At 62.7% G+C, this 13,933-nt stretch carries 9 protein-coding genes and 1 pseudogene; 1 reads left to right on the top strand and 9 read right to left on the bottom strand.

What is annotated here, in order from left to right; genetic code table 11:
• Positions 1–251 precede the first annotated feature (251 nt).
• Positions 252–555 (bottom strand): annotated as a pseudogene (locus EJ079_RS33890) (type II toxin-antitoxin system RelE/ParE family toxin).
• A gap of 5 nt (positions 556–560) precedes the next feature.
• A complete protein-coding gene (locus EJ079_RS13640) occupies positions 561–872 on the bottom strand; it encodes a type II toxin-antitoxin system ParD family antitoxin (RefSeq protein ID WP_127809237.1) in 312 nt (103 codons plus the stop codon).
• Positions 873–2,021: 1,149 nt separating this feature from the next.
• On the opposite strand from EJ079_RS13640, the gene EJ079_RS13630 reads away from it, so the two are divergent.
• Positions 2,022–3,989, top strand: a complete 1,968-nt coding sequence (locus tag EJ079_RS13630; RefSeq protein ID WP_164748944.1) for a M23 family metallopeptidase — start codon at positions 2,022–2,024, stop codon at positions 3,987–3,989.
• A gap of 6 nt (positions 3,990–3,995) precedes the next feature.
• On the opposite strand, the gene EJ079_RS13625 is transcribed toward EJ079_RS13630, so the two are convergent.
• The 7 genes from EJ079_RS13625 to prfA form a co-directional block, all read right to left on the bottom strand.
• Positions 3,996–5,555: an MFS transporter gene (locus EJ079_RS13625; protein ID WP_127809236.1), complete on the bottom strand. Its 1,560-nt coding sequence runs from the start codon at positions 5,553–5,555 to the stop codon at positions 3,996–3,998.
• Between the two features lie 221 nt (positions 5,556–5,776).
• Positions 5,777–7,282: a L,D-transpeptidase family protein gene (locus tag EJ079_RS13620; RefSeq protein ID WP_127811339.1), complete on the bottom strand. Its 1,506-nt coding sequence runs from the start codon at positions 7,280–7,282 to the stop codon at positions 5,777–5,779.
• Between the two features lie 148 nt (positions 7,283–7,430).
• Positions 7,431–7,796 carry an MmcQ/YjbR family DNA-binding protein gene (locus EJ079_RS13615; RefSeq protein WP_127379972.1) on the bottom strand — a complete coding sequence of 122 codons (366 nt, stop codon included), beginning with the start codon at positions 7,794–7,796 and terminating at the stop codon, positions 7,431–7,433.
• 115 nt (positions 7,797–7,911) lie between these two features.
• A complete protein-coding gene (clpB, locus tag EJ079_RS13610; protein WP_127809235.1) occupies positions 7,912–10,518 on the bottom strand; it encodes an ATP-dependent chaperone ClpB in 2,607 nt (868 codons plus the stop codon).
• Between the two features lie 219 nt (positions 10,519–10,737).
• Positions 10,738–11,682 carry a DUF4167 domain-containing protein gene (locus EJ079_RS13605; protein WP_127809234.1) on the bottom strand — a complete coding sequence of 315 codons (945 nt, stop codon included), beginning with the start codon at positions 11,680–11,682 and terminating at the stop codon, positions 10,738–10,740.
• Between the two features lie 303 nt (positions 11,683–11,985).
• Positions 11,986–12,858: a peptide chain release factor N(5)-glutamine methyltransferase gene (gene prmC / locus EJ079_RS13600; protein WP_127396366.1), complete on the bottom strand. Its 873-nt coding sequence runs from the start codon at positions 12,856–12,858 to the stop codon at positions 11,986–11,988.
• On the bottom strand, positions 12,851–13,930 hold the full coding sequence (prfA, locus tag EJ079_RS13595) for a peptide chain release factor 1 (protein WP_127266723.1): 1,080 nt from the start codon (positions 13,928–13,930) through the stop codon (positions 12,851–12,853). The genes prmC and prfA overlap by 8 nt, the downstream gene beginning before the upstream one ends.
• Positions 13,931–13,933: the final 3 nt, after the last annotated feature.

The following is a 13,933-nucleotide window of genomic DNA, read 5'->3' as shown; positions in this document are numbered from 1 at the left end:
GAGCCGCCCTCGTTCGTGAGGCGTATATAGTCGCCACCAACGACAACTGTCAACACACATCGACAATGTTTTTTCGATTTCTCGTAGAGATATCCACCGGGCCGAAATTCATGAGTTGGCTTGGCTGAATTGTGGGCGGCGTTCTAGCGCTCACCATTCCTGTGATGCGTCCCGAGCTCGAGGCGCTGATGTGCGCCATCGCACCCGTCGCGCCTGGAGGACTGCAGGGCAATTCTCCACCGAAGCGCCGTTTAGGGCCGGTCCTCGAGCAATTCCGGTGTGATGTTCCGGCCGGCGTAAAAGCTGCCCAGGATCAGGACCCGCCCGCCCTCGACGGCAAAGGCAATGCTGTCGCGGTAGCCAACAATCCGCAGCCAGGCATGATCTCGACCCGCTCGGTGCTCCGCTGTGGAAAAGTCGACAGACCGAGACAATGGTCGGGATACCCGCAATGAATCTCCAGGCGATCGCCGGCGACGCACGTCCGGCTATGTCACCGTAGAGTTGCTCCAGCTCGGCTTCTGCCTTGGGGTGGAAGACAATCCGATACTCCACCCCTACTAGGCTTTCGCCTGCTTCGCGCGATGACGCGCCTCCAGCCGGGAGAAAACCGTCTCGGCAGGGATTCCCTTCGATGAATCCTGCCGGAGTTCAGTTAGGCGCCCCGGTATCTCCTCGCGCAGCCATTTCTCCCGCTCCGCCTCCAAATCCTCAAGCATGCGCAGGCCCGCGCGGACAACTTCGCTGGCATTGTTGTAGCGGCCTGATTCGAGCTGCTTCCTGATGGAGCTCTCGTAATGGTCATTCAAAGCGAATTTGGCATTGGCATCCCCCCTGCGGGAACATGGGAGTGATCCCGCACCTGGCGACAGATGTCAGCTATCAGCAAAATTGGCCGATTCGACCATGCTACACCTTGCGCCACTCATCCCCAGAGAATCGCCCTTCACTTTGATTCGACTTGATCGAGGCGTAGCTTCGGCGCCCCCCAGGCCGCTCGGCCAACGGCACTTGCGGCGTGACACACCCAACCGCCGGCGCGATCGAGGATCCACATGCAGGTCGATTCGCGGTCCTCAGTCATTGTCATGGCCGAGGGTTGCCACAAAAAGCCGACTGAATAGAACACCACCCCGACCCAATTCATTTCGTATTTGATTGCAAGTCACCACCGGCGTCACTGACCGATGCCTGAGGATCGGATGCTTCGTCTTTTCTGCCTCCGATTCGGTTGATCTGGCCATGGCGGCGGCTGGGCGCCTCGCTTGCCAATCCCCTGAACGCAAACGGCCCGCGGCTGCGGGCTATTTTGAATTAGGTTTGTTGAGAGGCTTGTCTGTCGTCGTAGCTTGTCGGCTGAGGCCTCTTTCTGCGCCGAGGAGTGCCGCTGCAGGCACCATTGTCCCCGAATGCGAACGGCCGGCGGGCATTGTTCCTGGCGGATTGTTTGCTTACCGAAGTTTGGTTGGGGAGAGGATTTGAGTTTTCTGTCTGGCGGCTTGGGCTTGGCCTGCTTGGGGGCGCTTGGGCTTGGCCTGCTTGGGGGCGAGCAAACTTCTTCGTCGCCAGCGGCGAGCCGCCCTCGTTCGTGAGGCGTATATAGTCGCCACCAACGACAACTGTCAACACACATCGACAATGTTTTTGAAGTTTTTGCGACAGAAATTTCGGACCCGATCTGCCGATAGCCGACTGCCCCAGGGGAACGCTGGCAATACCGATGGACGGCAGGGAAGGAGCCCTATTGCCGCCGCATTGCCGTTCGACACCAAAGCCAACGAAAGTGGGCGCCGCCGACGGAGCAGCGCCTGTCTTACGAGCCCTCTATATAGGAGTGTGCGATGGGCCTTGCAGAGAAGGTACACCGCCCCGCCTGGTAGAGCGCTCTATAAGAGAAGTGCTTGGGGGCAATTCGTTCGGAGCCTGGCGCTTCGTTGACTTCACCTGCCATGACAGGCAAATGTCACGGCCACAACAAAAGCGACAAGCCGTTCCGCCCGGGGAAGAAGCAGCCTTTCTGGATGCCAGACACGGAAGATGTCATAGCCGAACTCGGCAACGAGCCGCCGCTTATCGCGGATGGCCGCAGCGGCCCGCCCGACCGGCGCGAGGTTTCTGCACGCTGGCTGTCGGGAACATTTCTCACTGGCGTCACCTCAAGCGTGCTGATGGGCGTGGCGCTGTTCGCCGCCCTTGACGGCCGCCAGCAACTCGCCACCCCACCCGAGATCGCCGAGTTGATCAGCCTTGCCGGCAACGGGGATTCCGGCGAAGTCGCCAAGACCACCAGGCTGGTGGCGCCGCGTCAGATCGCAAAGGCCAAGGACCGTCGCCGCATGGAAGTGTCGATGGTCACCAAGGTCGGCGACCGCGACGTCATCCACACCATGCCTTTCGTCCAGATCAAGATGGCCCTTGCCGCCGGCCACACCACCAGCCGCGCCTACCCACCCTTCGACCCGATGCAGGTGTTCGGCGACGACAGCGACGACAATGCCCAGCCGGCGACGGCCTCTGCCGCTTCCGGCCAGATCTACGGCGCCAAGGTCGAAAGCGAGATGAGCCTGAAGACCGTCGATTTTCCGATCGAAACAGCTTCCTTCGACGAAAAGAGCGACCTCTCCGCCGACGAGGTGGAAAAAGTGGTGCGCGAAGCCGGCACCGACCTCAGCGACGGCGCCGTGCAGGTCGCTTCACTTCACTATGTCGACCCGCAGCGATTCGGCGAAGCTTTTGCCGAGAGCATGGCGGGCTCCTACGACGTCAAGATCGTGCCGGAAAATGTCTCGGTGGCGCCCCGTGCCACTGTTGACGACCAGGCGCCGGCTTTCGCCGAGGAAATCATCCCCTTCACCAAGGATCTCGACGTCACCGAGGCTTTTGCCAATTCGGGCTACACGGGTGAAGATGCCACCGGAATGGCCGAAGCTATCGCCAAGTTGCTCAACGCAACAGCGCTCAAGGCTGGAACCGTGCTGCGTGTCGGCCTTGAGGTTCACGGCGATGCCGCCAAGGTCGTGCGCACCAGCGTCTATGACCGGACCCAGCACATCGTCACCATCGCGCTCAACGATCGCGGCCAGTATGTGCCGGCGCAGGAACCGGATCCGAACCCCGAATTGCTGACGGCCTTCGATGATTCGTCGGCGCCCGTGGTGGTGCGCGGCAACCTGCCCAACGTCTATGACGGCATCTACCGCGCCGCCTATTCCTACGGCATGTCCAAGGCGATGACGCAGCGGTTGATCAAGTTGCTGGCGTCCGACGTCGACTTCCAATCCCGCCTCAGCCCCGCCGACCGCATCGAAGTCCTGTTCTCGCAGCCCGACGGTGACGACCAGACTTCGGACAGCTCCGAGCTTCTTTACGTCTCGGCGACGTTCGGCGGCCAGACCCGCAACTTCTACCGCTTCCAGATGCAGGACGGCGGCACCGATTATTTTGATGAGGACGGCTCGAGCGCCGAGCAGTTCCTGTTGCGCAATCCCCTGCCCGCCGGGAAATTCCGCTCCGGTTTCGGCGCCCGCAGGCATCCGATCCTCGGCTATGTCCGCATGCACACCGGCGTCGATTGGTCCGCGCCGATCGGTACGCCGATCATCGCCGCCGGCAACGGCACGGTCGAGAAGGTCGGCTGGGCCGGCGGCTACGGCAAGCAGATCATCATCCGCCATGCCAATGGCTATGAGACATCATACAATCACCAGAGCGCCTTTGCCAAAGGCATCGAACCGGGCGTGCACGTCCGCCAGGGCCAGACCATCGGCTTCCTCGGCCAGACCGGCCTCGCCACCGGCCCGCATCTTCACTACGAGCTGATCGTCAACGGCACCAAGGTTGATCCGATGCGTGTCCGCCTGCCGGTCGGCAAGGTGCTGAAGGGCGATGACCTCGTCGCCTTCAAGCGCGAGCGCGAGCGCATCGACGAACTGCTGAAGCAGGAAGACAGCGATTCGCTGAAGGTTGCGAGCGCCAAGATCGACGGTTGACCCGCTTCAGCCTTGCCGATCTTCGGCCTGTCGCGGCCATGGCAATCGCTCACCGGGAATGGTCGTCCAGGCGATGACAGCCGCAATCAGGCAAAGCAGCGCAGTCACCGAAGAAACCGCGGCAAAAGCGGCATCGCTGGCGGCGAGCCTCGCCGCATCGATGGCCGGCGCAAGCCCGGCTGGCGCCGGTTCACCAAATCCTGGGATGGCGGACGTTGCGCTCGCGTCCAGCGCATTCGCGTAAACCCATGCGGCAAGCGAGCCCATCGCCGCCACCGCGATCAGACCGCCGATGCGTGAGACGGCATTGTTGATGCCGGAGGCGGCCCCCGTGTCCTTGTCTTCCACCGCCGTCATGATCGCGGTCGACAAAGGCGACACGACCAGAGCCATGCCGAGCCCCATCAGCGCCATCAGCGGGAATATTCCAATCCAGAAATTGTGGATACCGGCGTAGGTGAGCAAGGCCAGCCCGGCAAACGCGAAAGCCACGACCAAGCTGCCGCAGGCGATCGGAAAACGTGGTCCGATCCGGTCCGAAAGCTTGCCGACCGGTCCCGACAAAAGCGCGATCAATGCCGACAAGGGCAGGAAGATGAAGCCGACCTCGGCCGTGCTCAGATCCCAGCCGGCGATCAGCAGCATCGGCAGATAGAAAAGGTTGGCCGATAGCGCAAAATAGAGGAAGAATGTCGCCACATTGGCGCCGGCGAAAGCACCGACGCGAAACAGGCTGAGGTCGATCATCGGCTCGCGCTGCCGAAGCTCGAAAACGATGAAGACAGCCAGCAGTACGACGCCTGCGGCAATGCTCGGCCCTGCCATGAGGCCCTCGCCGCTGGCGCTCATCGAGGTCAGCCCATAGGCAAGCGCGCCGAAGGCCAATGTCGCGAGCGCTGCACCACCGAGATCCAGGCTGCGTTTCTCCGTCGGCGTATCGGCAGGAACCTTGGCCAGCAGAAGCCAGATCGAGATCAAGCCCAGCGGCAGGTTGATGGCGAAGATCGCCCGCCAGATGCCGTCGCCGAAGGCCGACAGCACGAAACCGCCGAACACCGGGCCAAGTGCCGTGGTCAGCGCTGAAGCCGCCGCCCAGATCCCAATCGCGCGGCCGCGTTCTTTCTTCGGGTAGGCCTTGGCGATGATGGCGAGGCTGCCGGGCACCATGATTGCCGCACCGATGCCCTGCAACGCGCGAAATGCGATCAGCACAATGGCATTCGGCGCCAGCGCACAGGCCAGCGAAGCGACGATGAACAGCGCAATGCCGGACACGAAGGCGCGGCGCAGACCGAATCGGTCGCCGGCCGCACCCCCGGCCAGGATCAGCGCCGACAGCGTCAATGCATAGGCATTGGAAATCCACTGCGCCTCGGCAAGGCTGGCGCCGAGGTTGACGCGAATCGCCGGTGTGGCGATGGCCAGGATCGAGCCGTCTATGAAGCCAAGCGCCGAGGCCAGAATTGCCGCGATCAGCACAAATCGCCGCTGCGACTGCGGACAAAACGTTCCATGCGTGACCGGGCTGGTCAGCGGGACCGCGGCAGCTTTGCTCGGTGAATGCATGAAACCTTGCTTAAATCCCTAGCGCATCGGCAACAACCGGCCAGTGGCTTGCAGTCATTGAAACCAGCCGTTTGGCCAGGGTTGCACCCTGACAGGGTGCAAATGGCACAGTCATGCCAGCCCCGTTACGTGCAGCCGGCGGGGATTTCGATGAGGCGGCCGCTTGAAAGCTCGGCTTCATCCTGATCATGCAGCTGGTCTATGCCGCCGCACTTCCCAGTTCACTGCTGCGCAAGGTTATCGGCTGAAGGTCCGCCGACAAACTCCACCGTGACACCCGGCGAAACCAGCTTGGCCAACTCCCGCGCATCCCAGTTGGTCAGGCGTACGCAGCCATGGCTTTCGGTCTTGCCGATCTTCGACGGATCCGGCGTGCCGTGGATGCCATAGGTCGGCTTGTCCAGGGCGATCCAGACCGAGCCGACGGGACCGTTCGGCCCAGGCGGAATGGTCAGGACCTTGTCGTTCTGGCCCTGCTTGAAATTGATGCTGGGATTGTAGGTGTAGTTCGGATCGAGCGCGACGCGCGACACCGTGTGAATGCCGGACGGTGACGGCGTGTCCGAAGAGCCGATGGTTGCGGGATAGGCCGCGACCAGCCTGCCGCCGGCATCATAGGCGAAAACCTCTTTCTTGTCCTTGTCGGCGACGATGCGGGCCACCGGCGTCGAAACCAGTTTGCCGAAATTGGCGACCTTGATGGTCGTGCCGGGACGATTGAAATCGAGGTCCGGGTTGAGCGCTTTGAGATAATTCTCATCCATGTGGAAGCGCTCTGCGAGCGCCTCGGTCACCGACGTATAGCCCATGCGATCGAGTTGCGCCTTCTGGCTGTAGTCTTCCGGGATCGACGCGACATAGGGACCGGCCGCATCCTCCGCTGTGATCGTGTAGTTGGCGAAGGCATCGCCGCCGGATTGCGCAAGTGCCGCCTGGATGGCGACCGCGTCGGTCGATCGCAGATTGGCGCCGGTGATCTGGTTGTAGGCAGCGAGCGCTTTGTCGACGTTCGAACCGAAACGCCCGTCGATGACGCCAGGCGAAGCGCCACCCCGGTCGAGCAGCACCTGAAGGGCGGCGACATCCTGGCGCGCTCCCAGCGACAGTGCCGGGGCAACAGTGGTCTTGCCGCCAGTCTCTGGTGGCAGAGCTGCCTGATCGGCTGACGTCGCCGGCTGGGCAGGGTCTATCGAGGCCTCGTCCAGCGGCTGGCGCTTGATGGTACCCGGCTTTGCCGGCTGCGGCGCGTCGGGATAATTGTCATCGTAGCTGCCATCGTCCTGCGGTGCCGGCGGATAGGCTTCGACGGCATTGTCCCCATAGGGATCGTACTCGTCCGCCGGCGGCGGGATAACGCGGCCTTCCTCTTCCAACTGCTGGCGGCGGAACCGCGCCATGTCTTCCGGATCGTCGAGATAGTAACGGTCGTCGCCCTCGGGGGCGCGGCCCAGTTCGCGCAGTCGTGTATCGCGGCGCAAGGCGCGGCGGTCGAGCCGGGTCTGCGGCGGCTGGATGGCGATCACCTTGCCGGTATCGGCATCGACGATCACGCGGTTGCCCCTGGCGTCGTAGTAGATGTCGAGATTGCCGTCCTGGGCGACAAGGATGCCACCGGTATCGGCGGCACGGACAATCGGTGGTGCGCTGTCCTGCGTCGGGGCTGCGATTGCATTGGCAGACAAAAGCCCGCCGGCAAGTACCGAAAGGGTGAAGATCGTACGCAGCATAGTGGCGAAACTCTCCGGTCCGTAATTGCCGCCGCCCGGCATTGTTCTCTGGCGAAGCCCCTCGTCAGCAAACCAGTTACCCACCATATAGTTCCAACATGAACCGGGCATGAAGATGGCGGTTTTCCAGCGCCTCGAGGAATATAGACTAGCTTGCGGCAAGTCCCAATTCCTTGCGCGCCTGTCTGGTCAGTTTCAGGGCTACAAGGCGATGGCTCTCGCGCAGATAATCCTTCAGCGCGGCATCATCCATGCTCTGGCTTGTCCGACGCTGGATCCATGTCATACCGCGCGAGGCAAGATAGGGCGCGGGCCGCAGGCCCGGCTGCTCCTTGAGCACATCATAGGCGATATCGGAACATTTGAAGGTGACGAAGAGCTGCTGGCCCTGATCCCAGCCGCCAACCGCGAAGACCTTGTTTCCGACCTTCCAGACATGGGCGCCGCCCCATTGGACAACGTGGTTCGTCGCGGGCAGCGAGGCGCAGAAGCCGTTGTAGTCGTCCAGCGTCATCCCGCCCCCTTTTTTTGCGCACGTCGCCCAAAAGTGGCCCCGGTTTTGGGAAAACGACATGCATATGACAAAGACCTAAAACGCCGCGCGTCCGGGAAGGACGCGCGGCGTAGGATCAGGCTGCCACTTCCGCCGCGACGATCGCCGGCTTCGAGCGGAAGTTCAGCCGGTCGGAACCGGCTGTCACCTTGACGGTCGAGCCGTCGAGGATGTCGCCGAGCAGGATCTTCTCCGCCAGCGGGTCCTGCAATTCCTTCTGCATCACCCGCTTCAGCGGCCGCGCGCCATAGGCCGGATCGTAGCCCTTGGCCGCCAGCCAGTCGACCGCCTCCTGGTCCAGCGACAGCGTGATCTTGCGGTCGACAAGCAGGCTCTCCAGCCGCTTGAGCTGGATCTCGACGATGCGGCCCATATCCTGCCGGCGCAGCCGGTGGAACAGGATCACCTCGTCGACGCGATTGAGGAACTCCGGCCGGAACGACGCCCTGACGACACCCATCACCTCGTCGCGAACCAGATCGACGTCCTGATCCTCGGTGAGATTGACGAGATATTCGGCGCCCAGGTTCGACGTCATGATGATCAGCGTGTTGCGGAAGTCCACCGTGCGGCCCTGCCCATCGGTCAGGCGGCCGTCATCGAGCACCTGCAACAGCACGTTGAACACATCGGGATGCGCCTTCTCGATTTCGTCGAACAGCACGACCTGATAGGGCCGGCGCCGCACCGCTTCGGTCAACGCGCCGCCTTCCTCATAGCCGACATAGCCGGGAGGTGCGCCGATCAGCCGGGCGACCGAGTGCTTTTCCATGAACTCCGACATGTCGATGCGCACCATCGCGCCCTCGTCGTCGAACAGGAAGCTTGCCAGCGCCTTGGTCAGTTCGGTCTTGCCGACGCCCGTCGGCCCGAGGAACATGAACGAGCCGATCGGCCGGTTCGGGTCCTGCAGGCCCGCACGGGCGCGCCGCACCGCTTTGGAAACAGCCTGCACCGCCTCGCCCTGGCCAACGACGCGCTTGCCGATCTCATCTTCCATGCGCAGCAGCTTGTCGCGCTCGCCCTGCAGCATCTTGTCGACCGGAATGCCGGTCCAGCGCGAGACGATATGGGCCACGTGATCCGGCGTGACCACCTCTTCGACCATGCCGGCCTTGCCGTCCTGGGTTTCGGCCTCTTTCAGCTTCTTTTCCAGTTCCGGGATCTTGCCATAGGCAAGCTCGCCGGCGCGCTGGAATTCACCCTTGCGCTGGGCAATGGCAAGGTCGTTGCGCGCCTCGTCGAGCTGCTTCTTGAGGTCGGCGGCGAGCCCGAGCTTCTGCTTCTCGGCCTGCCATTTGGCGGTGATCTCGGTCGATTCCTCCTCGAGGCCGACGAGCTCCTTTTCCAGGCGGGCAAGCCGATCCTTCGAGGCGTCGTCCGTCTCGACCTTCAGCGCCTCGCGTTCGATCTTGAGCTGCATGATGCGGCGATCGATCTCGTCCAGCGCCTCAGGCTTGGAATCGACCTGCATGCGCAGCCGCGATGCGGCTTCGTCGACCAGATCGATCGCCTTGTCCGGCAGGAAGCGATCGGCGATGTAGCGGTTGGACAGCGTCGCCGCCGCCACCAGCGCCGAATCCGAAATGCGCACCTTGTGGTGCTGCTCGTACTTCTCCTTCAGGCCGCGCAGGATCGAGACGGTGTCTTCCACCGTCGGCTCGTCGACGAACACCGGCTGGAAGCGGCGGGCAAGCGCTGCATCCTTCTCGACATGCTTGCGATACTCATCGAGCGTGGTGGCGCCGACGCAGTGCAGCTCGCCGCGCGCCAGCGCCGGCTTCAGAAGGTTCGACGCATCCATGGCGCCATCCGCCTTGCCGGCACCGACCAGGGTGTGCATCTCATCGATGAACAGGATGATGTTGCCGCTGGCCGAGGTGACTTCGGAGAGCACGGCCTTCAGCCGCTCCTCGAACTCGCCGCGATATTTGGCGCCGGCAATCAGCGCGCCCATGTCGAGCGCCATCAATTGCTTGTCCTTCAGCGATTCCGGCACGTCGCCATTGACGATGCGCAGCGCCAGGCCTTCGGCGATCGCCGTCTTGCCGACGCCCGGTTCGCCGATCAGCACCGGATTGTTCTTGGTGCGGCGCGACAGCACCTGAATGGTGCGGCGGATCTCGTCGTCACGGCCGATCACGGGGTCCAGCTTGCCGGCACGGGCATCCGCGGTCAGGTCGCGCGCGTATTTCTTCAGCGCGTCGTAGCCCTGTTCGGCACTCGCCGAATCGGCGGTGCGGCCCTTGCGGACGTCATTGATGACCTGGTTGAGCGCCTGCGCGGTGACGCCGGCCTTGGCCAGTATGTCGGCGGTCTTGGCCGACTTCTCCATGGCCAGCGCCTGCAAGAGCCGCTCCACCGTGACAAAGCTGTCGCCGGCTTTCTTGGCCAGTTCCTCGGCGGTCGAAAACGCTTTTGCCAGCGGCTGGGCCAGATAGAGCTGGCCATTGCCGCCCTCGACCTTGGGCATCGCTTCGAGCGCCGTCTCGACGCCAAGCTTGACGTCGCGAACGTTGCCGCCGGCGCGTTCGATCAGCGACGCGGCCAGGCCCTCATCGTCGTCGACGAGCACTTTCAGGATATGCTCAGGGGTGAATTGCTGATGGTTGCGGGAAAGCGCCATAGTCTGCGCGGACTGGATAAAACCGCGCACGCGCTCTGAGTATTTCTCAAGGTTCATATCTGTCTCCTTCCATCACCGGCCCGCTTTGCGGCACCGGATCCGATTGCGGTGACGGACCCGCCCATTCGAGCCGGGTCCAGTTGAGGCTGATATGGTGCACAAGCTCCGAACCCTCAAGACGTCTCGCTATCGGCAACTTCATAATATTGCACGGCCGCCCAAACGAAAACGGCGGAGATTTCTCTCCGCCGTTCAATGCCTTGAAATGCCGTTCGATCAGTTGTCGATATCGACATTGACCGGTTGGGCGTTGCCGCTGTCGACCGGGGCCGCAGCCGCCTCGCCGGCGTTGGCCACGGAATTGGCATTGTCACTACCGCCATCAACCTGATCGGCGTTGACGCGCGGGCGGCGCGGCCGCCTCGGACGACGGGCAGCACCGCTTTCGGCGGCCGCCTCGTTGAGTTCGGCCTGGGCCGCAAGGCCTGCCGGCGAAAGATTCTCGAACGACGGAGCCGGTTCGGCCGGCACTACAGATTCAGTCGGCGAAACGGCTTCGCCCTGAACCGGGGGCTCGTTGCCCTGCGGTTGACCACCTTGCTCCACAGACGAACCAAAGTCGCGCTGGCCGTTCTGGCCATAACCGCCATTGGGGCGACGATCGCGATGGCGCCCGCCATTGTTGTCGCGGCCACCATTGTTGCGCCCGCCATTATTATCACGGGCCTCGCGGCCACCTTCCCGGTTGAGCGCAACCTCGGCCGGCGTCCCTTCGATGACCGGCTGCGGGCCGGCGCCATGGTTGATCACCGGGATCTGGGCATCGGAAACAGTGTTGCTGTTGTTGCTGCCGTTGTCGAAATCGTCGCGGTCCTCGTCGCCGTCATCGTCGAAATCATCGCGATTCTGCTGCGCGTTCTGGATCGGCATCTGCGCCTGTGCGGCCGCGATGATGCGATTGTAGTGCTCGGCGTGCTGGAGATAGTTCTCCGCCATGACCCGGTCGCCGGAGCTGTGAGAATCGCGGGCAAGGGTGGCGTACTTTTCGGCGATCTGCTGAGCCGAACCGCGGATCTTCACATCCGGGCCATTGCTCTCGTAGTTGCGCGTCAGGGGATTAGGCCCCTTGCGGTTGTTGTTGTTATTGTTGTTATTGTTACCACCGCCGCCGCCATTATTGTTGCGACCGCGCATGCGCCTGTTCTGCTGTTGTGGCCTCATCAAACTCTCTTCATTTTGAAATTTTCGAAAAACTCTTCACGAACGGAGGCGCTCATGCAGCCAGCCGTTTCGTCTCTTCACCGGCGTTCGCCCGCATCGATTGCGTTGGCGCCACGTGTCATCCTGTTCCGGTTACATCACTTGCCGGACGATTCCCGCACGAAGCTTGGGCATCGTTTGCGCAAGAAGGCAGCTATTTCCAAGGAAAACCGAATCGCTAAGAGCACTGCCTGCTTCGTCTCATCCGGTTAAGGCGACCCTAGCCGCATTCCCCGGCATTGCCAAGCGCTTTTTTGCACTGCGTCAAGGCTTTATCCTTTCAAAGACAATAACCCTGTCGTTTCCGCCGAGGTCGCGAAAAACACCGCCCGGCATGTAGCCAGCTGCAGCGAATATCTCGCAGACCTCATCGCTTTGCGTATGGCCGATCTCGACCGCAATCCTGCCTTCAGCTTCCAAAAACCTTGCCGCTTGCGCAGCGATGGTTCTGTAGGGGTTCAGACCGTCCGCGCCGCCATCCAGGGCCAGGCGCGGGTCGAAATTGCGGACTTCGTCCTGCAGATTTCCAATGTCTTCCGTGGTTATATAGGGAGGGTTTGCGGCGATTACATGGTACCGGCCGAAAACTTTTTCGAACCAGTCCGACTGCAGCGCCGTGAACCGGTCTGCAAGACCCAGTTTCCCGGCATTACTGGCCGCCGTCGCCAGCGCACCTGCGGACAGATCGACGCCGGTTGCGCTAGCCGTCGGTACGACGCTGAGCAGCGCCAGCGCAATGGCGCCGGTGCCGGTGCCAAGATCGAGGATGCGGCACCCGCCTTCCCGCGCCGCAACTGCCTTGACGAAGGGCAATATCGCCTCGACCAGCGTTTCGGTATCCGGCCGCGGCTCCAGCGTTTCCGGCGACAGCGACAGGCGCAAACCGTAGAATTCACGATAGCCGAGGATGCGATGCACCGGTTCGCCGCCAGCGCGGCGTCTCAGGGCGGCATCGATTTCGGCAACAATGCCGGCGCCGAGCCTGCGTTCAGGGTCCGCAATGGCTTGCGTGCGCGTCGTGCCCGAAAAATGCTCGACGATCAGCCGCGCATCGAGCGCCGGGTCGTCGACAGTGGTGCCAAGCCGGGCCCGCGCTTCCCGCAGCAGCGGGCCGAGTGCGTCGGGCAGGTCAGTCATCGATGCCGATGTCGGCGAGCAATTTCGACTGGTGATCGGCAATCAGCGCGTTGATGATCTCGTCGAGTTCGCCCATCATCACCCGGTCGAGCTTGTAGAGCGTCAAATTGATGCGATGGTCGGTGACGCGGCCTTGCGGGAAATTATAGGTGCGGATGCGCTCCGAGCGGTCACCGGAACCGACCTGCGACTTGCGCGATTCGGAACGCTCCTCGTCGGCCTTGCCGCGCTCCAGATCATAGAGCCGGGCACGCAGGATCTGCATGGCCTTGGCGCGGTTCTGATGCTGCGATTTCTCCGCCTGCACGACCATGATGCCAGTCGGCAGATGAGTGATGCGGACGGCCGAATCGGTGGTGTTGACGTGCTGGCCGCCCGAACCCGAGGCGCGCATCGTGTCGATGCGGATGTCTTCGGCCCTGATGTCGATGTCGACCTCTTCGGCTTCGGGCAGCACCGCGACGGTTGCGGCCGAGGTGTGAATGCGCCCGCTGGCCTCCGTTGCCGGCACACGCTGCACGCGGTGCACGCCGGATTCGAATTTCAGATGCGCAAAGACGCCCTTGCCCGACACCGTGGCGATGATTTCCTTGAAGCCGCCGGCGTCGCCATCGCTGGCCGAGGCGGTTTCGAAACGCCAGCCGCGTTCGGCGGCGTAGCGCTCATACATGCGAAACAGGTCGCCGGCGAACAGCGCGGCCTCGTCACCGCCGGTGCCGGCGCGGATTTCGAGAATGGCGTTCTTGTCGTCGGCGGCATCCCTGGGCAACAGCAGGATCTGGATATCCTTCTGCAACGCCTCGATGCGCTCCTCGATCTCCGGCAGCTCGGCCTCGGCGAGCGCCCGCATCTCGGCATCGGTGCCCTTGTCGGCAAGCATGGCTTCCAGATCGGCCTGTTCACGCTCGGCCAGGCGCAATGCCCTGACCTTGGCGACCATATCCTGGATTTCGGCATATTCGGACGCCATGCGCACATAGGCATCCGGCGCCGGACCAGCCGACATCTGCGCTTCGAGCATCTCGAAACGCTTGACGACTTGATCCATACGATCGCGGGGCAAATTGACCATGAT

Source organism: Mesorhizobium sp. M7A.F.Ce.TU.012.03.2.1 (genome assembly GCF_004006095.1).
Classification (GTDB): Bacteria; Pseudomonadota; Alphaproteobacteria; order Rhizobiales; family Rhizobiaceae; genus Mesorhizobium.
The sequence above is the reverse complement of the archived record's forward strand: the minus strand, read 5'-3'. Positions and strand labels throughout refer to the sequence as shown.

Bases quoted from the DNA above. Each gene is read 5' to 3' on its own strand.
- EJ079_RS13630 (WP_164748944.1), top strand. From the start codon at position 2,022: ATGCCAGACACGGAAGATGTCATAGCCGAACTCGGCAACGAGCCGCCG.
- EJ079_RS13625 (WP_127809236.1), bottom strand. From the start codon at position 5,555: ATGCATTCACCGAGCAAAGCTGCCGCGGTCCCGCTGACCAGCCCGGTC.
- EJ079_RS13620 (WP_127811339.1), bottom strand. From the start codon at position 7,282: ATGCTGCGTACGATCTTCACCCTTTCGGTACTTGCCGGCGGGCTTTTG.
- EJ079_RS13615 (WP_127379972.1), bottom strand. From the start codon at position 7,796: ATGACGCTGGACGACTACAACGGCTTCTGCGCCTCGCTGCCCGCGACG.
- clpB (WP_127809235.1), bottom strand. From the start codon at position 10,518: ATGAACCTTGAGAAATACTCAGAGCGCGTGCGCGGTTTTATCCAGTCC.
- EJ079_RS13605 (WP_127809234.1), bottom strand. From the start codon at position 11,682: ATGAGGCCACAACAGCAGAACAGGCGCATGCGCGGTCGCAACAATAAT.
- prmC (WP_127396366.1), bottom strand. From the start codon at position 12,858: ATGACTGACCTGCCCGACGCACTCGGCCCGCTGCTGCGGGAAGCGCGG.
- prfA (WP_127266723.1), bottom strand. From the start codon at position 13,930: ATGGTCAATTTGCCCCGCGATCGTATGGATCAAGTCGTCAAGCGTTTC.